Origin of the sequence: Anaerococcus provencensis, assembly GCF_000312365.2 — a bacterium.
Classification (GTDB): Bacteria; Bacillota; Clostridia; order Tissierellales; family Peptoniphilaceae; genus Anaerococcus; species Anaerococcus provencensis.
In genome coordinates this window covers 156,465-176,786 of sequence record NZ_HG003690.1, presented here as the reverse complement: position 1 = coordinate 176,786, position 20,322 = coordinate 156,465, and the positions used below count along the sequence as shown (strand labels likewise).

Genomic DNA, 20,322 nt, shown 5'->3' with positions numbered 1-20,322 from the left:
GACTAAACTACAATAGATTCCACCACAGAGGAAAAGCAAATATAATAAGTGAAATATGCCTATTGTCAATGGCACTAAACTTAAACAAATTATCATCAAAAATAGAAAAAAGAAACTTAGAAATCATAAAATATAAAGCTGCCTAAGAAAAAAATATTAAAATGAGGAGCTCTATTACTTGAACCTAATTTTAAAGAAAATGTGGAAAAATTTATCCTCATGTTTAAAAACTGTACAGAATATTATGGCTTGATATAAATATACAATAAAAAAAGTGATGAGCGGAATAGATTTTCCTATTCTGCAACACCACCTTCTAAATCTAAATTATTCTGCTTCAATATATCCCATTTCGATAGCTTCTTCTTCGTTTTGTGGAACTTCGATTTTGCCATCTATGATATCTTGTTTAATTTGTTCAACTTTTTCTTTGATTTCATCTGTAACTAAGCCATTGTCAGCATATTTGATGCTTACCGCATCTCCATCAGCAAGAGTAAATCTTACAGTTTCTCCACCCTTGAATTCACCTTTTTGATAGTCGTCAATGATAAGTTTAACTGCATCGCCTACACCTTTGATTGTTGATACTAACATATTATCTGGTGCTTCTTCTTGTTGGTCACGGTCAACACCGATTACCCATTTATCATTTTCTTTTGCAGCTTCAATAACACCAATTCCTACACCACCTGCAGCGTGGAATACTACGTCAGCTCCGTTTTGATACATTCTGTCAGCAATATTTTTACCTGCAGCTTGGTCATCGTAGCTGTTTGCGTATTGAACTTGTACTTCAATATCTTCACCTTTTTCACGAGCAGCATGTTCTACACCAGCTCTGAAACCATAGTCAAATCTGCTGATTATAACGCCTTCCATACCACCGATGAATCCAACGTTGTTAGTTTCACTCATCATACCAGCAATGTATCCTACTAAGAATGAGTTTTGGTGATCAGCAAAGCCAACACCTACAAGGTTTGGTAGGTTTTCTTGGTTATCACTGTCGATAATTACATAGTTTTGATCTTCGTTATTTTTAGCAGCTTCTACTGTTGGTTCGTAGAGAGCATATCCTACTGTTAGGATGATGTCTGATTCAGAATCTAGAGCTGATTCAAGGTTCGCTTGATAATCAGCGTCCTTGTGGCTTTCTATATAGTCAAATGTTGCTGTTCCATCAGATTCAGCCCCTTGTAATCCTTCATAAGCAGATTGGTTGAATGATTTATCATTGATACCACCAAAGTCTGTTACCATTGTTACAGAAACAGTTTCACCTGTTGGAGTTTCACTTGCTTCGCCTTTGTCGTTTTCTTTTTCTTCAGTATCTGCATCTTCAGTTTCTGTTGTTTCTTCACCTTCTGGTGCAGTTTCTTCTGTTGTAGCTTCTTCTGTTGTTTCAGCTGGTTTATCTTCAGCCTTGTTAGTATCTCCCCCACAAGATGCTAATACAGCTGTAAGAGATAGTGCTAGAACACCTGTCATGAATTTCTTAATTTTCATTACTTCCTCCAAAAATTAGTAATTGTATTCATATTTACAAGACTTATTTTATCCCATATGCAATCATTTGTCCATAAATAACAAATTTTTAACAAATTCTATACTAATCCCATAGCCTCCGGTAAGAACATTATTATTTGAGGTATAAATGTGAGTAATAATAAAACTACCATATTAGCTATTAAGAAAGGCAATAATACTTTTGCCAAGTTTTCTAACTTCACTTTTGTTATTCCACTTGCAACAAATAATATAGAACCAACTGGTGGAGTCATTGTTCCAATACACATATTATAAATAAGAACGATGCCGAATTGTATAGCACTCATTCCTAAAGATTCTGCTATAGGCAAGAATATTGGTGTAAATATTAATATAGCTGGAGTAATATCCATAAACATCCCAACTAGTAGTAAAATCACATTCATTAGTAGCAAGATTATATATTTATTATCAGTTAATCCCAAAATACCATCAGATATCGCTTGAGGGATGCCTGTATATGCCATAACCCAACTCATTACTGTTGAAGCAGATATTAAAAATAATACAACTCCTGAAGTTTCCGCCGTTTTTAATAAAATCTGTTGTAAAGTCTTTAAATTAATTGACTTATATATAATTGATAGTATCAGAGAATAAAGCACTGATATTCCAGCCCCTTCTGTGGCTGTGAATACACCCCCTACTATTCCTCCTATTACAATAATTATCATTAATAAAGAAGGCAGAGCTTCCATAACTACTTTGCCAGCATTCTCAGGTTTACCTGCTACTGGATAGTTGTTCTTTTTTGCATATCTATAACCAAAATAAATGGCTATTAAACCCATCAATATTCCTGGTATATAACCACCCATAAACATAGCAGAAATTGAAACACCGCCAGCAACTGTAGAATAAACTATCGGAGCTGAAGTTGGTGGTATTAGAAGGCCTGCTGGAGCAGATGCAATATTTACCGCTGTTGCAATTTCCTTATCATAACCTTGCTCTTTTTGTACTGGATAAATCGTTCCTCCCATAGCTGATGCTGCAGCAACTCCTGATCCAGATAGCGCTCCAAAGAATATATTTCCAAGTGCATTTGCATGAGAAAGTGAACCTCTTATATTGCCAACAAATAGTTGAGAGAATTTAATAAGCCTGCGAGCTATACCACCATTATTCATTATATTACCAGCTAAAATAAACAAAGGAACAGCCAAAAGTGAAAATGATTCAATACCTGAATTCATCTTTTGCATAGCTATAAATTGGATATGATCCCAGGTTAGACCTGCTAATAAAGCAGTTGCTATGGACGATAATATAATTGATACAGAAATTGGCACTCCCATAAATAAAAATATAAAAAATATTAAAAACAATGCTAAAGTTGTCATTCCTACTGACATAATAACCTCCTAATCTAAATCACTTTCAAAAGTCTTGCTTTTTATATAAGAAGAATCGTTCTTTTTAGCATCCATGCCAAAATCAATGCCGTCATATCTGTTTTTTTCTTCTTTTAAATCATCACTATTTGTAGTGATTTCAACCACGTTTCCTGTCCAGGATTCCCAAAGATTTATTATTTGAGCTAATATTATGAAAATCCCACTTATTGGTGCCACTACATAAACCAAAGATCTAGGAATACCAAGCAAGGCCGATCTTTGAGCTTGAGCAGAATGAACGAGCTTAAATCCTCCAATGACAATGACAAAAAGCGCTACAAGAAGAATTATTAAGTCTATAATCACCCTTAAAACTTTTTGAGCCTTAGGATTAACCCTATCTGGAATTAGTGTTAGAGCCATATGTTCTCGAGTTAAAAAACCATAAGCAGCACCAATGAATCCTGTCCAGATTAACATATATCGAATTATCTCTTCAGTAAAATCAGCTGGATTATTCAATATATATCTTGTAAAAACTTGATATATAATTAGGATAGTCATCACTGAAAGAAGTATAGCGGCTATTCTTGAGAGTAGCCAAATAAGAAATTTCTTAAGTTTATAAAAATTTTTGTCCATTACTTGCTCCTTACTTTCTCTATAGTCTTTAGTAAGTCATCAACTTCTTTATATTCATTTCTATATTGTTCCACTAAAGGTTTTGTTTTTTCTATAAATGGTTCTTTATCTATATCATCTACAAACTCTACTCCCAAATCTTTTTCTGCTATTTCTCTAGCCTCTTTTATAGATTCTGCCCAAAGCTTTTTATGAAGTTCAGTCGAATTTCTAGCAGCTTCCATAATTATTTGTTGATCTGTTGAATCTATTTTTTCCCAAACTTCAGAAGAAATTACGAGAGCATCTGGAATCATAGCGTGCTCATCTTTTGAATAAACTTTGGCTATTTCTCCGTGTCCACCTATAGTAAGCGCAGTTTCATTATTTTCTGTACCATCTATTATTCCAGTTTGAAGAGATGTGTATACGTCACCATAGCCCATAGCTACAGGTGTACCACCCAAAAGATTGACCATTTCCGTTTGACTTTTCATATCTTGTACTCTTATTTTTAAGCCTTTTAAGTCTTCTGGAGTCCTAATAGCTTTATTTTTTGTATAAAAACTACGAGATCCAGAATCATAGTAAGTCAAAGTTAGAAAACCTTTATCTTCACTAGACATAAAAAATTCCTTAATTTCGTCTGAATCCATAATGTTATAATAGTCTTCAGTACTTTCAAAAATGTATGGAAGTCCGAAAGTATCATATCCTCTTTCATAAGTTGCCAATCCAGGCGAAGCAATCCTCGCCATTGATAAAACTCCGGCAAGTATTTGTTCCATTGATTCATTCTCTGAGCCTAGTTGTCCATTAGGGAAAATTTTAACTTTGTATCTACCATCTGTTTTTTCTTCTACTTCTTTTGCAAATTCCTCAAGTGCAATGTGTACAGGGTGATCTTGACTTAAAGAATGAGCTAGTGTTAGGGTTGTCGTATTGTTTTCTGGATCTTTTTGATTACAGGAGCTTAAAGTCGCTATAAGCAATAAGCTACAGATTAAATATAAAATTTTTTTCATTTACATACCTACCAAATCAAAGTCTTCAAAAGAAACTAAAATATCATAATCATCTTCAATATTAGCATATTTTATAATTACAGAACGTGATGAATTATCATAATACCAACCTTCTTTAGCATTATTATATAATCTCCTGTTTAAATATTGTTCTACTGTCCTATCTCCAATTTTTACATAGTAAGGAGATTTTTCTTTATTAATCATTTCAATTTCTATATTTTCTATAGTAGACTTAAATTCGCCTTCCTTTATAAATTTGATTAGCGTTTTTTTATCACTTATTAGTTTTATATTAGTTTTTAAGTATTCGCCTTTTTTATAGTTATAAGTTTTTCCATCATCTTCATACATAGTAAAAGTATTGTCTCTGCCATTGGCGATTAGGATATACAGTTCCTTAATTTCATCTTTGCCTAGATTCATTAATTTTGTTTTTGAAATTGGTACAATAGATCCGTCTTTTACAAACATTGGGATTGAAGTAATATCCACATCTATACTATAGGTCTTGCCTGATTCATATAACTTTTTATTATAAAAATCATAATAATTTTCATCTTTTCCAGGGAAATATATCTCATGTTTTTCTTCTCCTTTTTCAAGAATATTTGAAACAAAGAGGTTATCACCAATGAAAAAATCTCTTCCATTGTTATAAGTATTTTCATCGTTTTGATATAAAGCAAATGTTGCTTGCATAATTGGTATACCAGATTCACTTGCCCTATACATTAGAGAATATAGGTAAGGAGATAGGGCATATCTTAAATTTATTGCATCTCTAATGATATCTTTTACATTATCAAACATCCATGGTTCTGTTACTGTATTATCAGTACTTGCAGAGTGGATCGAAAATCTTGGTTGAAAGATTCCGTTTTGTACCCACCTAACAAATAATTCTTCACTTGGTGCTCCTCCAGCAAAGCCACCTATATCGCATCCTTGATTTGATACACCTGATAGTCCCATACCAAGAATTGTGGAAACATTGTATTTTAAGGTATCCCAACTAGTATAATTATCTCCTGCCCAAGTTTGAGCATATCTTTGTATTCCTGAGTGACCGGATCTGCAAACTACAAAAGGTCGAGTATTTTCATATAGCTCTTTTATGGCATCGTTGGTAATCTTGCACATAATATTGCTCATAATTACTCTATTTCTGGCAATGGTAGTTTTTTCACCTTCATAATCACTAGTCACATTATCATCAAATACAGAATCATACTCACAATTGTCGTTCCAAACAGAAGCTGTGCCCATTTCTAGTAAATTGGTTTTTAGCATGTCTTTCCAAGTATCGCGTGTATGTGGATCTGTAAAATCTATGAAAGCTCCATATCCTCCCCACCAGTTTCCTATATATTCTTTTTCGCTAATAGGATCAAATAGGAACATATTATTCTCTTTGAAATAATCGTACTTAGGATGGATTTTTAAAACACCTGGTTTTACATTAGGACTAACAACTATTCCCTTTTCAGTCATATTTTGAAAAAAATCACTAGGGTTAGAAAACCTTTTTTTATCCCAAGTTAAAACACATCTTTTAGGCCCGTCAACTGAATTGTAGTTGGTGTATCCACTAGATAATTGGAAACCATCTATAGGAAAATCCTCTTGCCTAGCTATATCAATAAATTTTTCTATGGCCTTATCACATTCTTCAGGCAACTCAGAATAATACATAGAGCTTGCTAAATATCCTAAAGATTTCTTTGGAAGCAAAGCGCTCCTGCCAGTTAAAAAGGTATACCTTTCAATAACATCGTTAATTTTAGGACCGTTGATAATAAATAAATCGATATCTCCGCCATCTGACTTAAAAGTAGCGTACCTATGCCAATAATTACTTTTCTCTTTTCCCATATCAAATGAATTTATAAAAGTATTATGGTAAAAGAATCCACTAGCTCTTTTGGTATCTCCATCTAGTTTAATAAAAAATGGTATATGTTTATACAAAGAGTCAGTATGTTTAGGATCATATCCCATTGAATCCTTGGGATTATTAATCATCATGGTCAATTTTTTATTAATTAATCCACTTTTTTCTCCAAATCCATAGAAATTATCATTATCTTTTATTTCAAATTTATTAATTATTCTATTGTTTCCATCTTCATAAAATCCTATGTCATTCAAAGATTTGTATATTTGTTTACCATCTAAGTCTATAACTTTTAAAGTAAAAGGATTTTTGGTCAATTCAACTATTAGATTACCGCCACTTATAATAGCTTTATCATCATCTTCATAAAATTTATAACTAATTGAATTAAACCTAGTTCTTTCTTCACCAAAAAAATCATCTAAATCATCTTCATAAAAAGTAGAGACAAGTGAATAACTTTTTTCTTTAAAGTTATCATTAAAACTTGCCCTAATCCTAAGGATATCGTTTGTTAAAAAATAAATTCTTATTTCATTAGATTCAGATATAAGAGATACATAGCTTTTATAATCTATTATCTGGTCAAGCTTTCTTGTTAATTTCATTCACACCTCCTAATAAAATGATATATATAATTATTAGTTTATTCTAGTATTGTTTTGTACGAAAACGATTGTTTCTTTACATATATTGTCTTTTCTCATATAATTACAATAAAGGAGATTGATTATGTTTGACAAAGCCGCCATTTTTATGAATAAAGGGGACTCTTTTTCTTTAGAAAGAATGAAAGATGTTAATACTAATATGTCACAAGCTCACAGCCATCCATATTACGAACTCTACTATTTGCTTGATGGCGAAAGAATACAAGTCATAGATGGTAAAATTACGAGGATAACTAAAAATGAATTTGTTGTTATAGGTCCTAATGTTAAACATTTTTCTTATGGTGAAAAAGATATTGCTTTTGATCGAGTATTGATTTATTTTACCAAGGATATTTTTTCCTCTAGTGAATTAGAAAAATCTTTTAGCCCTTTATTAAATAACGGTTTCAGTGCTAAAGAATCTTCTTTAACAAGATCATACATTCTAGAACTAATGAATTTAGCTCTGTTAAATCAAAATAAACTGGAAAAAGAAAAATTTAAATTGATATTTAACCTGCTTCTAATAAGTATAATAGATCTTAAAGATAATATCTTAGTAAAAAATACAGATATGACAGCTCTAAATATTATGGCCTATATAGACAAAAACTATAACAAGCAAATCACATTAGACGATATAGCCAACCAGGTCTATCTTAATAAATATTATATGTGTAAAAAATTTAAGAAACTAACAACTTATACTATTTTTGACTACCTGAATACAACAAGACTAACCGTTGCAGAAAAACAGCTTATGGAAACGGATAAAAATATTACTCAAATAAGTGAGGAAGTTGGTTTTAATAATTTAGTTAGCTTTAATAGAGCTTTTAAAAGAAAAAATAAGATATCGCCTTCAGAGTTTAGAAAAATAAACAATAATTCTTTATAGAAATTTTAATAACACTATTGCTATATTTTTTAATTAATGCTATAATTAATACAGAAAAGGTTTCCACAATAAAATATTTGAAAGAACGAGAGCGGGTTGTATTTTTTGTACACTCGCTCTTTGTCTTTAACTAAGGAGGTTATTATGAGAGATATTTTTGTGGCAGAATTCGTAGGCACTTTTTTACTTATTTTATTAGGTGATGGAGTTGTTGCAAACGTACTTACACGTAAGTCAGGAATGGCTGGTGCAGGTCCAGTTCAAATCACTTTGGCATGGGGTCTTGCAGTAATGATTCCAGCTACCATATTTGGCGCAATGAGTGGTGCACATTTTAACCCAGCTTTGACTATTGCCCTTGCTTTTAAAGGCGATATAGCTTGGGATACAGTACTAACTTACATACTTGGCCAAATGCTAGGTGCTATGCTTGGTGCTTTGTTAGTTTATTTACTATTCAAAGATCATTTCAATGATACTTGTGAAGTTGACCCAGCTATAGTACGTGGTTGCTTCTGTACAGCTCCTTCAATCAAAAACACAGGTAGAAATTTCCTATCTGAGATGGTTGGAACATTCGTATTAGTTTTTGCTATCCTTGGTTTTGGTAATGTAGCAGGCGCTGGAGATGTTGGAATGAATTATCTTTATGTAAATGGTCTTATAGTATCAGTTGGTATGTCTCTAGGTGGACTAACAGGTTATGCAATTAACCCTGCTCGTGACCTTGGTCCAAGAATTATGTACCAAATACTTCCTTTTGACAAAAAAGTTGACGCTATGTGGGATTATTCATGGATTCCAGTTGTTGCTCCAATAGTTGGTGGTATCATAGCTGTACTTTGCTTCAATTGGGTATTCTAATTAATTTGATATAATTTAGATTGTAACAGCAATTAGAAACTGGGTAAGTATCCTAATAGGACAAGACTTACCCAGTCTTTATTTAAAGCTTTATCATAGAAAGAAGGATTATATATGTATGATGTTTTAATAATAGGCGCTGGCGTTTCCGGAGCCTCTATTGCGCGCCGTTTATCAAGATATAAGCTCGATATAGCCATAGTTGAAAAAGCCAACGACGTAAGCATGGGCGCATCAAAGGCCAATTCAGCTATAGTCCATGGTGGTTATGCAGAACCTCATGATGAGCTTCGTGGTAGAATTTGCTATCCAGGACGTAAACAATTTGAAGAGCTTAACAAGGAATTAAACTTTGGCTTTCTTGCAAACGGATCTTTAGTCCTAGCCTTCGAAGAAGAGGAAAAAGAAACTTTGCAAAAACTCTATGACATGGGGATAGAAAATGGTCTAGATGATATGGAGATAATAGATCAAGAAAAGCTCCGTCAAATAGAGCCAAATGTATCTGATAATGCCATAGCAGCCCTTTGGTGTAAGGGAGCTGGAGTTTGCTCACCATATGAATATGTCATAGCCCTAGTTGAAAATGCCATTACAAACGGAGCTGAGCTTTTCCTAAACTCACGTGTTTGTGAGATTGAAAAAACTGATGATCATTTCCTAGTAAAAACTGAAGATGGCAAAGAATTAGAGGCAAAATATGTTATAAATGCATCAGGCCTTGAGGGCGCAATAGTTTCAAAAATGATAGCTCAAACTGATTTTGATATCCACCCAAGAAGTGGTGAATATCTAATATTCCAAAAGGGAACGGGTAAGAAAATCAACAATGTCTTATTCCAAGTTCCTACAGAAAAATCCAAGGGAATACTTGCAACAAGAACATTCCACAACAACCTTCTATTGGGTCCAGATGCCATAGACGAAGAAGAAATCGACCTATCAACCCATGAAGATAGGCTAATGTATATCTACAAAGAAGCCCAAAAATCTGTAAAAGATGACGTAATAAATTTACGTGAATTTATCAGATCCTTTACAGGACTTCGCCCAGCAAGCTCAACCCACGACTTCATCATAGAAGAAAGTAATGTCCCAGACTTTGTAAATGTAGTTGGCATCCAATCTCCAGGCATAACTTCATCTCCAGAAATTGCAAAAATTGTAGAAGGTATTTTAAAAGATGGTGGATTAAAATTCGAAGATGACCCAGACTACAATCCTCACAGAGATCCTATCATAGAATACAAAGAACTTGAAGATATGAACAAAATCAAAGATAGGATTGATTTACCACTAGGTAATCCAGATAGGATTGTCTGTCGTTGTGAGCAAGTAAGTGAAGCTACCATTCGCGATGCTATGAATCGTGGTATTCCTGTTGAAACTCTCGATGCTGTAAAACGTAGAACTCGTGCAGGAATGGGTTTTTGCCAAGGACAATTCTGCAAGCCAAGAGTACTAGAAGTAATGGAAGATGAAGCAGGCAAGAAAGCTATCGATGACTTGTTTGACAGTGAAAGAAATGGCCTTTCAAGATTAAATAAGAAAAGAATAAATGAATTAATAAAAGAAATGCAAGAAACTTCCAAGAAGGAAATCGAAGAGAAGGAAAAGAAATAAAAACCAGAGCTATTGAACTTATCCCCAAAAGCCAGAATATGGACTTTGGGGTTTCTTTAACCCTGGTTTTTGTTTATGAATTTTCTAATTTTTTTGCAATTTCTCTTTTGTAGTTTAAAAACTCATCTGAAAGTTTGAAGCTTTCTCCCCTATTTTTTTCTTTGATTACAACTTGGTCATGAAGTTTGCCATCAGTTTTTAATATTAATATCCTGTCAGAAAGATAAATTGCTTCGTCTATGTCATGACTTATGAATATGCCAGTCATTTGGTATTTTTTTATTATATCCAAAAACCAATTGTGCAGCTTATCTTTGGTGAGTTTATCAAGAGCTGAGAAAGGTTCATCTAGCAAGATGATAGGTTCTTTGTTAAGGTAAGTCCTAAGCAAAGCCACTCTTTGCCTCATCCCACCAGAAAGCTCTCTAGGATATTTATCTTCTTGATTTTCTAAGCCAAATTCTTTAAAGTAGGAACTCGCTGTCTCTCTTGCTTTCTTTTTGTCCATACCCTTAATCCTTAGGGCAAGTGCCGCATTATCTACTACCTTCATATGATCAAAGAGCAAATCTTTTTGGAGCATATAGGAAACATGGCCTGTTTCTCCTGTTGTTTCCTTGCCATCTATAAAGACCCTGCCATTATTTGGCTTAATATTTCCAGATATTATATTGAAAACTGTAGATTTGCCACTGCCACTTACTCCAAGTAGGCCAACTATTTCTCCCTTTTCGACAGAAAAAGATATGCCATTTAGCACATCTTTTTCGCCAAAACTTTTATAAATATCTTCTAATCTTAGTACATTCATTCTACAAATTCGTTTGTAAATCCTGAATTTACATCAAGTTTTTCTTCTACTAGGTCATTGTCATTTAACCATGTGTAGTATTTTGCCCATCTATCCTTATCAAAGATGCCCCATTTGTCAGTATCTTTTTTGTATTCCTTGCTCAAAAATTCTTGGGAAGCATAGATTATATCTTTTCCTAGAGAGTCATCATTGGCAAGCAAGATGTCTGCTGCTTCTTTAGGATTGTCGATAGCAAATTCATAGCCTTTTTTAGTCGCTTCTACAAAGTCTTTTACATAGTCTTTTTCATTTGCTATTAAGTCATTATTTGAAATTAAAACTGGTGTATAGAAGTCAAAGGTATCATCTATATCTTTGAAGTTCCAATAATCTACTGGATAATCTTGGACGTCAGCATTTACCTTGCCCCAGCCTTCAAATATCCAAATAGCATCAGTTTGATCTTCTCGAAGAGCTGCAACTTCATCAAGTTGGCTTGCTGGGATCATTTGTAATTTGTCAAAATCTCCGCCGTCTACTTCCATTACTTTTTTGATAGTATTTTGTTCTACTGGAGAGTTCCAAGTTGAGTATCTCTTGCCCTCAAGTCCTTTTGGTCTATCTATTCCCTCACCCTTTCTTGACATAATACCTGATGTATTGTGTTGGATGATTGCAGCAATAGCTGTTATTGGCATCTTTGCATCTCCTGCCAATACATTTGCCAAGGAATCTTGGTAGGATACACCAAAATCAGCCTTGCCAGATGCTACAAGAGCCTCTGCCCCATCTTCTGGTGGTTGAACGATTTCTACATCAAAGCCTTTTTCTTCATAAAAGCCTTTGTCTTTTGCAACATAAAGACCTGTGTGATTGGTATTTGGTGTGTAGTCTAGGACTACTGTAACTTTCTTAAGTTCCTTTGTTTCAGGATCTTTTTCTTCTTCTACAACTTCTTCTGTCTTATTTTCTGTACTAGCTGCTTCTTTATTTTCTTCTTTTTCTGTATTTGTTGCTGCTTCTTGGTTATTTCCACAAGCAGTAAGTGTCATTAGTAGAGCAAGTACTCCTGATATAATCTTTTTTTGCATATTTTATTCCTTTTCATTTACATAATTCCATTTCAAAATGGATCTTTCAATTATTGTGACAATTCCAACTAAAACCATACTTAATAGTGATGTAATGATTATTACCGCAAACATCTTGTCCAGGGCATAGGCCTTTCTTACCCTGGTCATATAAACCCCTAGTCCCATAAAGCCTCCTAGCCACTCTGAAACAACAGCAGCAATTACCGCATAGGAGCTAGAAATCTTTAGTGATGAGAAAAAGTTAGGCCCAATCATTGGTATCTTTGCATACTTATATTTATCTAAGCTACTAGCCTTCATACTATCGAGCAACACCAAGTAATCTTTGTCAATTTGCTGGAGGGCATCATAGACTCCCATGGCTATGGGATAGAAAGTTGTAAGCACTATCAAAATAACCTTTGGTAGCATCTCATAGCCAAACCATATGACTAGAATTGGTGCGATAGCAACTGTTGGTATAGTTTGAGATAAAACTATAAATGGATAAAAGGCAGCTCTTACAAATTTGAACCTATCCATAAGTATGGCAAGAATAAAGCCAATTGCGACCCCTATCATAAGACCTAGTAAGGTTTCTTTGATAGTGACTAGGCTGTGGTCAAATAAAACCTGGCTCTCTTTGGCCAAGACCTCTAAAATATCGCTTGGAGCTGGCAATATATACCTTTCTACCTTGCCAGTTGCTACAATATATTCCCATATAATAACTAGGATTATAAATAAGGATATGGGAATGATCTTATTTCCTATATTTTTTTGTTTTGTCTTCAATAGACCAACCATCTCCATTTTTTCTAAAACTTGTTTTGATGTAACAATTTACACCTTCCATGTCTTCTTCTAGCATAAGCTCATGGGCTTTTCTTATAATATCCATAAGCTCGTCAAATTCACCATCAACACTTGTTTCAAAGGCAGAAACTTCATAGTCTAGGCCAGTACTAGCTATATATTCAATCACCTTGTCTACCTTGTTAAAAATATCATCACGATTTGTATCAGGTAAGACCTGGATAGCTATAGAACCTCTCATATTTCCTCCCTAAAATAAAAAAATCCTAGGCAATAAGCCTAGGTTTAAGAATCATTCTTGCTTCCTTACGTCGGTTTTATCCGCATCAAGTTTAAAGGGTTTGCCTTAAAGACATCTCAGCATTTTGCACCCCTAGCCTTATAAGTATATTATAAATCTTTTTAAAATATTTTCAATTTTTCTTAAGTCAAATTCACCTATTTCTCACCATAAATTCATTGATTTCTGCTATAAAAATATCTCCATACTGAATGAGCTTCTTATCTCCTACTCCTTTGATTTGCAAAAACTTTTCTTCGCTTGTTGGCTTGTAGGTTGCCATATCTTTTAAGGAAGCATCTGAAAAAATGATAAATGGCGGAACATTTCTTTGTTTTGAGAGTTCTAGCCTTACTTTCTTGAGATGGTTAAATAATTTATCATCATATGATCCCAGGCCGCTAGTTACTTTTTCTTTGATAGGTTCTTTCTTGCTCTTATTTACAAAGACTTTTTTCTCGTCAAATAGCACATCTTTTGATTTTTCGGTAAGCTTTAATATCGGATAAGTGTTGCCACTTACTCTTATATAGCCATCTGCTACTAGGGTTCCTATGAGGTCTCTGATATACTTCTCGTTCTCTTCTTTCATCAAACCATAGGTTGACACTTGATCTAGGTTTTTCTCCCTAGAATTTTTGTTTTTTGATCCCTTAAGGCAATCAATTACAGTTTTTTGCCCATATCTTTGGTCAAGCCTATATATACAAGATAAAACTTTCTGACTATCGATAGTTGCATCTTCTCTTTTGATTTCTCCAAGACAGTTAGAACAATTATCGCAAGTTTCGCGGGCTTCTTGGCCAAAGTAATTTAATATGAAGGCTCTCAGACAGTTAGTAGTATTTACATAATTTATGATAACTTGAAGTTTTTCTAATTGGTAAGCCTTAAAGCGCGGATTGTAACTTTGGTTAATCAAAAATTTGTTTAGTATTATATCTTGGGAATTGTACAAAAGTATACAATCACTAGCTTCCCCATCTCGGCCCGCACGACCTGCTTCTTGGTAGTAGGATTCCATATCTTTTGGCATATTATAGTGGATTACATATCTGACATTACTCTTATCAATTCCCATACCAAAGGCATTTGTAGCTACTATTATCTTTTTTCTCTCATAGATAAAATCATCCTGGCTTTTAATCCTAGTCTTTTCCGCAAGACCTGCGTGGTACTTTGAAACATCTAGGCCAAGTTTTTTAATAAACTTGTATACTTCATCTACTTTTTTGCGAGTTCCTGCGTAAATTATTCCAGAATCTTCCTTGTGGTTTAGTAGATAATCTTTGAGAAATCTAAGCTTATCTTTTGGTTTTTCTACCAAGAATGTAAGATTTTCCCTGTCAAAGCCTGTAACTTTGACATATGGATCATCAAGTTTTAGATTTTCTATGATATCTTCTCTGACTTCCTTAGTTGCAGTTGCTGTAAAAGCAGCTTTTGGAATGTCTGGCAGATACTGGTAGATCATTGGTATTAACTTATAAGAAGGCCTAAAATCGTGGCCCCACTGGCTTATGCAATGAGCTTCATCAACAGCTATTAGAGATACATCTATGTCTTTTAAAAATTCTATAAAGTATTCATTTTCAAGTCTTTCTGGAGAAATGTATAGGATCTTGACCTTGCCAGCTTTTACAAGGTCCAAGGTGTTTTTGTATTCTTCAAAAGTTTGACTTGAGTTGATAAACTTGGCACTTATCCCATTTTCTACTAGGGAATCTACCTGATCTTTCATAAGAGATATCAAGGGAGATATCACCAATGTTAAGCCATCCATAAGTAGAGCTGGCAATTGGTAGCAAATTGATTTGCCTCCACCAGTTGGCAAGACTCCAAGAACATCCTTCTTTTCCAGGATATTTGTAATTATTTCTTCTTGACCATCTCTAAAAGATTCGTATCCAAAATATTTTTTTAATGTTTGGTATATATTTTCCATATTGTAAAAAAAATGGAGCCGTTGCAAAATAGATAAATCGTTCCTAAATCATTATAGCACCCTCTCAGAAAGGTCTCTGCCAGCCGACGGGCTAACTGCCTCCACGAGCCGGCGGGCTAAACCTCAAACTTTCTGAGAGTGCACTCTAATGATGGAACGATAATTATCTATTAATTTGCAACACCCCCATTATTTTCTTCACCTTCACTTTGTTCTTCATCTATATTTTCATCTGTCGTATCGGTTTGACTGCCATCATCTACATTTTCTTCGTCTGTGGCTTCTTCATCGTCTTCGACATTTATATAATCGTATTTAGATTCTTCTTTTTCCTCTTTGTTTGACTTGTTGGTTATATATTCTTCTTCATCAAGTATTGCGCCCTCACCTTTGTTAAAGATTATATCGCCTACTCTAGTCTTTAGGCTAATTTCTTTTTTAGCCTTATTATCTCTTGCAAAACCATTCTTGATATTTCTATAAGAAACATTGCCCAAGATAAAGTTGCCAACTTCAAGATTTGCCTTGATATTATAATTATCAATGGTGTCAGTTGATTTGATTATAATATCCCCACTTTGGGTTGAAAAATCAGATCTAGCACCTATCTTGCCCTCTTCTATGCTTATATCTCCAGCATTTGTTGCAAGTTTGGTATTCATCAGCTCTGTATTAGTAAGAATGATATCACCAGCTTCATTTGTTACAAGACCTCCAAAGAAAGAATTGTCAAAAGTTATATGACCACTTTTTACATTTAAATCCAAATCTTTAACTTCTAGGTCAGTAATTTTGACATCACCAGCCCCAATCTTAGCCTTGATTTCTTCTATTGGCTTATCATTTGGCAAGAATATCCTAACAATTTGGATTTTATTCTTCATATTCAATTCCTTGCCTTGGATGTTACTCTTAAGATTTAGGACTCCATTTTCATAGGATACATCTACTGTGTAGATATCTTCTTCACCCTTATAAAGGTGGGTATATTCTATGTATGGATTTGTTGTGGACTTTTGAATTCTAACATCAGCTGTCTTAAGGTCAATGTTGATTTTGTTGACTTGGTTTAGGTCGACTCTCATGATATTGGATCCAGTGTAAGAATTCTCGTCAATAACTTCACTTGTTTGAAGATCCTTATTTTTGGCTGCTTGGTGATTATTAAAGTAGTAGAGAGCTAGTAAGGCTACTATAGCGACTAGGCCAACAATTAGAATATTTCTCTTTGTTTTCCTAGTCATATGTTTTTTTCGTGCCTTTCTTGGCTTTTTCGTCTTAACTTCAACTTCGTCAACTTCTTCTTCAAGTTCGTCTTCTTGATATTTATTTTCTTCGTTTATATTATCTGTCATTGTTTCCCTCGTTAGGATTCTTCTTCATATTTTCAAGGATAAATAGGAAAGTTGTCAAAACTAGTATCCAGCCTATGTATCTTATGTCTATTTTATCATTAATTATAAAGGGCTTAAATATATATTTTTCAATCTTTGTTAGAGATACTTGGCCCTTATAATATTCTATTAGGGAAAAGATACTGGCTATGTTATAAAATGAAATTACTAGGTAGTAAATAGCCTTTGATATTTTCAAATTATTTTCCCTTATATATGCCCCCACAATCAATAAAATAAGACTTGCAAGGCCTGCAAAAATTATAAGCCTACCTTTAGTAATGAAAGAAAATCCAACTATAACAAATAGAATTAAAGATAAGGCCTTAAGTTCACTTTTGTTATTTTTTGTATCAGTCATAATTTATCCTCCATAAATATAATCCTTGAGGATTCAAGGTTGGGTTTGCTTTCTTACCATTGTCAAAATAAGCTTTTAAATCGTCAATTGAAAGCTTATTTCGGCCAAGCTCTACAAGGCTTCCACACATGATTCTCACTTGGTTGTGCAAAAAGCTATTGGCTGTAAAATATATTTCTATCTTATTTTTATCTTCTCTTAGATAGCAATCGTCAATTGTCCTTGTGGTGTTGATATCTAGATTTTTATCAGCCCTCATAAAGGCTTTAAAATCGTGCTCACCCTTTAGGATAGAAAGTCCTTCTGCCATCTTTGATATATCAAGAGGATAAGTTATATGCTCCATATACTTTCTATAAACAGGATGCATGACCTTTCCTGTGTAGATCACATATTTATAAGTCTTATTAATAGCTGAAAACCTAGCATGAAAGCCTAGGTCAACTTCCTCTGCCTCTAGAGCCAAGATATCATCTGGCAAATATGGGTCTAGGTGAAAGTTGAAAGCACTAGGATTTATAGGACTTGCTGTAAGAAAATTGACATATTGACTTTTGGCATGAACGCCTGCATCAGTTCTTCCTGCAGCAATTATCCTATTATTTTCACCAGTGACCTTGTGGATGGCCTTCTTTACTTCATCTTCCACATTCCTATGATCATTTTGCGATTGATATCCATGAAAATCACTACCATCATAGGCAATTTTTAGTCTTATGTTTTTTATCATATAAAGTGTTTGACGATTATTATGATACAAAATCCTACAAATAGGAAAAGTGTCGTATAGTCTGTCCTATCCATATATATTTCATTTAATTTTGTACGCTCTTCGCCAATCCTATACATACGAGCTTCCATAGCTGTGGCAAGTTCATCAGACCTTTTAAAAGAATTGATAAATAGTGGCACAAGTAGTGGAATCATAGCAACAGCCCTATTTACAATGTTGCCTGACTCAAAATCTGCTCCCCTAGCCATCTGAGCCAAACGAATTTTTTGGGCCTCATCAAATAAAGTTGGAATGAATCTTAGAGAAATACTAATCATCATTGCAAGTTCTCCTGCTGGAAAACCAAAGCGTTTCAATGGTGAGAACAGTTTTTCTAGACCATAGGTTAATTCCATCGGGCTTGTGGTATATGTTAGCACAGATGTTGATAAGATTATCAATATTAGTCTAAGTAGTGTAAAGGCAGTTCTGTATATGCCCTCATAAGTGATATTCAAAGGTCCAATATTTGCAATAACCCTACCTGGCGTTGTAAATAAATTAATGATTCCAGTAATAATCATGATAAATAACAAGGGTTTTAGAGACCTAATGACACTTTTGATTGGAATTTTCGCAACCTTTAGCATAGCAATTAGCAATACTACAAAGGGTATGAAAGTTATAAAATCATCTACAAAAAATATGGTGATTATAAATAGAAAAACTCCTACTATTTTCACTCTTGGATCTAGCCTGTGAATGAAGGTATCAAAGGGCAAATATTGACCTATACTTATTTTATTCATGGCTTACTCCTAAGTGTCTAGAAAGTTCTGCAACTGCTGCATCTATAGTGTAGATATCATCTCTGACATCTTCACCCTTTGCCTTGTAGGCTCTCATAAATTTCGCAATTTGTGGTATGTCTAAACCTATGCTCTCAAGGTCGGCCTTGGTAAAGGTATCATATGTTGAGGCATCGCTAAACATCTCTCCCTTATTCAAAACAACAACCCTGTCCACATATTCTGCCACATCTTCCATAGAATGGCTAACCAAAACAATGGTGAGTTCTGGGTCATTATTGTAAATATTTATTATTTCTCTAAAAATTTCTTCGCGTCCCTTTGGGTCAAGGCCTGCGGTAAGCTCATCTAGGACTAGAACCTTTGGGTTCATAGAGATGATTCCTGCTACAGCAACCCTTCTTTGTTGGCCACCTGATATTTCAAAAGGTGAGACATCCTTGTAAGTTTCATAGTCAAGTCCTACCTTTTCCATGGAGGCTTTTACTCGCCTATCAATCTCATCATCAGATAATTTCATATTTTTAGGGCCAAAAGCTATGTCCTTTGCTATTGATTCTTCAAATAGCTGGTGTTCTGGATATTGGAAAACAAGACCCACCTTAAAACGTACATCTCGCCTCTTATCCTTATCCTTGGTGTTTATACCATCTACAATAACATCACCATGGCTTGGTAATAAAAGGCCATTTAAAAGCTGAACCAAGGTTGATTTCCCTGATCCAGTTTGTCCGATTAGGCCAATTATTTCGTGGCTTTTAATCTTTAAATTAATATCTTTAAGAGCATATACTTCTCCAACTACTCCCTCATTATAAATGTAATCCACATTCTTTAGTTCAATATTCATATGCTCTCCAAAAATTCTTCAATACTAAGAGGTAGATTATCAAAATCCACCCCTTTCTCCTGTAATTTATAGGCAACTTCTGTAACTTGTGGAACAGCTAGGCCTAGTTTTTTCATTTTCTCAACTTGGGAAAATACTTCTAATGCCGAACCCTCAAGGGCCTTCTTGCCCTTATCTAGGACAATTATCTTATCTGCCTTGATAGCCTCTTCCATATAATGGGTGATGTATATGATTGTTTTGCCATAGTCCTTATTAAGCTCAAGAACTAAGTTTATAACATCTTTCCTACCCTTTGGATCTAGCATAGCTGTTGGTTCATCAAAGATTATATAGTCGCTCATCATAGCTATAACCCCAGCTATAGAAACTCTTTGCTTTTGCCCACCAGAAAGGGTTGAAGGATTTCTCTTCTTATAATCATCCATCCTTACTAGAGATATAGCCGAATCTACCCTTTCCCTAAGCTCTGGATTTGGTATTTGCAAGTTTTCTACACCAAAGGCTACTTCTTCTTCGACAGTTGTAGCTACCATTTGGTTGTCGGGATTTTGAAAAACCATAGAACATTTTTTTCTCACATCCCATATTTTATTTTCATCTTTTGCATTTAAATCATCTATCCAAATATCCCCAATTGTCGGAAGTATCTGGGCATTTATGAGTTTGCCAAGGGTTGATTTGCCCGAACCATTGTGACCTAGGATTGCAACAAAGTCACCCTTATTGATGTCAATATTTAGTCCATCGATGGCCTTGTGCCCCTCATTTTCATCATTTGATGGATAGATGTAGGTTAAATTTTCAATTTTTATCATTA

General features: G+C 34.2%; 19 protein-coding genes and 1 riboswitch. Of the genes, 3 read left to right on the top strand and 16 right to left on the bottom strand.

The window, feature by feature from the left end; all coding sequences use genetic code 11:
- Nucleotides 1-327: 327 nt before the first annotated feature.
- The 5 genes from BN38_RS09605 to BN38_RS09585 all read right to left on the bottom strand — a co-directional run bounded on the left by BN38_RS09605 (nucleotide 328) and on the right by BN38_RS09585 (nucleotide 7,039).
- The gene (locus tag BN38_RS09605; RefSeq protein WP_044567335.1) at nucleotides 328-1,509 is read right to left on the bottom strand and encodes a BMP family lipoprotein; all 1,182 of its coding nucleotides are present in this window, start codon (nucleotides 1,507-1,509) and stop codon (nucleotides 328-330) included.
- A gap of 98 nt (nucleotides 1,510-1,607) precedes the next feature.
- A complete protein-coding gene (locus BN38_RS09600) occupies nucleotides 1,608-2,906 on the bottom strand; it encodes a TRAP transporter large permease (RefSeq protein ID WP_044567333.1) in 1,299 nt (432 codons plus the stop codon).
- A 9-nt stretch (nucleotides 2,907-2,915) separates the two neighbouring features.
- On the bottom strand, nucleotides 2,916-3,530 hold the full coding sequence (locus BN38_RS09595; protein ID WP_084593789.1) for a TRAP transporter small permease: 615 nt from the start codon (nucleotides 3,528-3,530) through the stop codon (nucleotides 2,916-2,918).
- A complete protein-coding gene (locus BN38_RS09590) occupies nucleotides 3,530-4,534 on the bottom strand; it encodes a TRAP transporter substrate-binding protein (RefSeq protein WP_044567331.1) in 1,005 nt (334 codons plus the stop codon). Before BN38_RS09590 ends, BN38_RS09595 begins: the two co-directional genes overlap by 1 nt.
- Nucleotides 4,535-7,039, bottom strand: a complete 2,505-nt coding sequence (locus BN38_RS09585; protein WP_044567329.1) for a glycoside hydrolase family 31 protein — start codon at nucleotides 7,037-7,039, stop codon at nucleotides 4,535-4,537.
- 124 nt (nucleotides 7,040-7,163) lie between these two features.
- On the opposite strand from BN38_RS09585, the gene BN38_RS09580 reads away from it, so the two are divergent.
- The 3 genes from BN38_RS09580 (at nucleotide 7,164) to BN38_RS09570 (ending at nucleotide 10,469) form a co-directional block, all read left to right on the top strand.
- Nucleotides 7,164-7,982 carry an AraC family transcriptional regulator gene (locus tag BN38_RS09580; RefSeq protein WP_044567326.1) on the top strand — a complete coding sequence of 273 codons (819 nt, stop codon included), beginning with the start codon at nucleotides 7,164-7,166 and terminating at the stop codon, nucleotides 7,980-7,982.
- Between the two features lie 144 nt (nucleotides 7,983-8,126).
- Nucleotides 8,127-8,846, top strand: a complete 720-nt coding sequence (locus BN38_RS09575; protein WP_044567324.1) for an MIP/aquaporin family protein — start codon at nucleotides 8,127-8,129, stop codon at nucleotides 8,844-8,846.
- A gap of 114 nt (nucleotides 8,847-8,960) precedes the next feature.
- Nucleotides 8,961-10,469 (top strand): NAD(P)/FAD-dependent oxidoreductase, encoded by a 1,509-nt coding sequence (locus tag BN38_RS09570; protein ID WP_044567322.1) that lies wholly within the window; start codon nucleotides 8,961-8,963, stop codon nucleotides 10,467-10,469.
- 73 nt (nucleotides 10,470-10,542) lie between these two features.
- On the opposite strand, the gene BN38_RS09565 is transcribed toward BN38_RS09570, so the two are convergent.
- The 11 genes from BN38_RS09565 to BN38_RS09515 form a co-directional block, all read right to left on the bottom strand.
- Nucleotides 10,543-11,280 (bottom strand): ABC transporter ATP-binding protein, encoded by a 738-nt coding sequence (locus BN38_RS09565; protein ID WP_044567319.1) that lies wholly within the window; start codon nucleotides 11,278-11,280, stop codon nucleotides 10,543-10,545.
- Nucleotides 11,277-12,353 carry an ABC transporter substrate-binding protein gene (locus BN38_RS09560; protein WP_044567317.1) on the bottom strand — a complete coding sequence of 359 codons (1,077 nt, stop codon included), beginning with the start codon at nucleotides 12,351-12,353 and terminating at the stop codon, nucleotides 11,277-11,279. The genes BN38_RS09565 and BN38_RS09560 overlap by 4 nt, the downstream gene beginning before the upstream one ends.
- A 3-nt stretch (nucleotides 12,354-12,356) precedes the next feature.
- Complete coding sequence (locus BN38_RS09555; protein WP_230197777.1) at nucleotides 12,357-13,130, bottom strand: ABC transporter permease; 774 nt, start codon at nucleotides 13,128-13,130, stop codon at nucleotides 12,357-12,359.
- On the bottom strand, nucleotides 13,099-13,392 hold the full coding sequence (locus tag BN38_RS09550) for a thiamine-binding protein (RefSeq protein ID WP_044567315.1): 294 nt from the start codon (nucleotides 13,390-13,392) through the stop codon (nucleotides 13,099-13,101). Before BN38_RS09550 ends, BN38_RS09555 begins: the two co-directional genes overlap by 32 nt.
- A 45-nt stretch (nucleotides 13,393-13,437) precedes the next feature.
- A riboswitch (TPP riboswitch) is annotated at nucleotides 13,438-13,536 on the bottom strand.
- 49 nt (nucleotides 13,537-13,585) lie between these two features.
- On the bottom strand, nucleotides 13,586-15,376 hold the full coding sequence (gene recQ, locus BN38_RS09545) for a DNA helicase RecQ (protein ID WP_044567314.1): 1,791 nt from the start codon (nucleotides 15,374-15,376) through the stop codon (nucleotides 13,586-13,588).
- Nucleotides 15,377-15,546: 170 nt separating this feature from the next.
- Entirely contained in the window at nucleotides 15,547-16,731 is a 1,185-nt protein-coding gene (locus BN38_RS09540) for a DUF4097 family beta strand repeat-containing protein (protein ID WP_049944491.1), read from the bottom strand.
- Nucleotides 16,721-17,131: a hypothetical protein gene (locus BN38_RS09535; protein ID WP_044567313.1), complete on the bottom strand. Its 411-nt coding sequence runs from the start codon at nucleotides 17,129-17,131 to the stop codon at nucleotides 16,721-16,723. Before BN38_RS09535 ends, BN38_RS09540 begins: the two co-directional genes overlap by 11 nt.
- Nucleotides 17,124-17,861, bottom strand: coding sequence for a tRNA pseudouridine(38-40) synthase TruA (gene truA, locus BN38_RS09530; protein WP_044567312.1), 738 nt, complete (start codon nucleotides 17,859-17,861; stop codon nucleotides 17,124-17,126). The genes BN38_RS09535 and truA overlap by 8 nt, the downstream gene beginning before the upstream one ends.
- Nucleotides 17,858-18,652: an energy-coupling factor transporter transmembrane component T family protein gene (locus BN38_RS09525; protein WP_044567311.1), complete on the bottom strand. Its 795-nt coding sequence runs from the start codon at nucleotides 18,650-18,652 to the stop codon at nucleotides 17,858-17,860. Before BN38_RS09525 ends, truA begins: the two co-directional genes overlap by 4 nt.
- A complete protein-coding gene (locus tag BN38_RS09520; protein WP_044567310.1) occupies nucleotides 18,645-19,502 on the bottom strand; it encodes an energy-coupling factor transporter ATPase in 858 nt (285 codons plus the stop codon). The genes BN38_RS09525 and BN38_RS09520 overlap by 8 nt, the downstream gene beginning before the upstream one ends.
- Nucleotides 19,499-20,320: an energy-coupling factor transporter ATPase gene (locus BN38_RS09515; protein WP_044567309.1), complete on the bottom strand. Its 822-nt coding sequence runs from the start codon at nucleotides 20,318-20,320 to the stop codon at nucleotides 19,499-19,501. Before BN38_RS09515 ends, BN38_RS09520 begins: the two co-directional genes overlap by 4 nt.
- Between the last annotated feature and the right edge of the window lie 2 nt (nucleotides 20,321-20,322).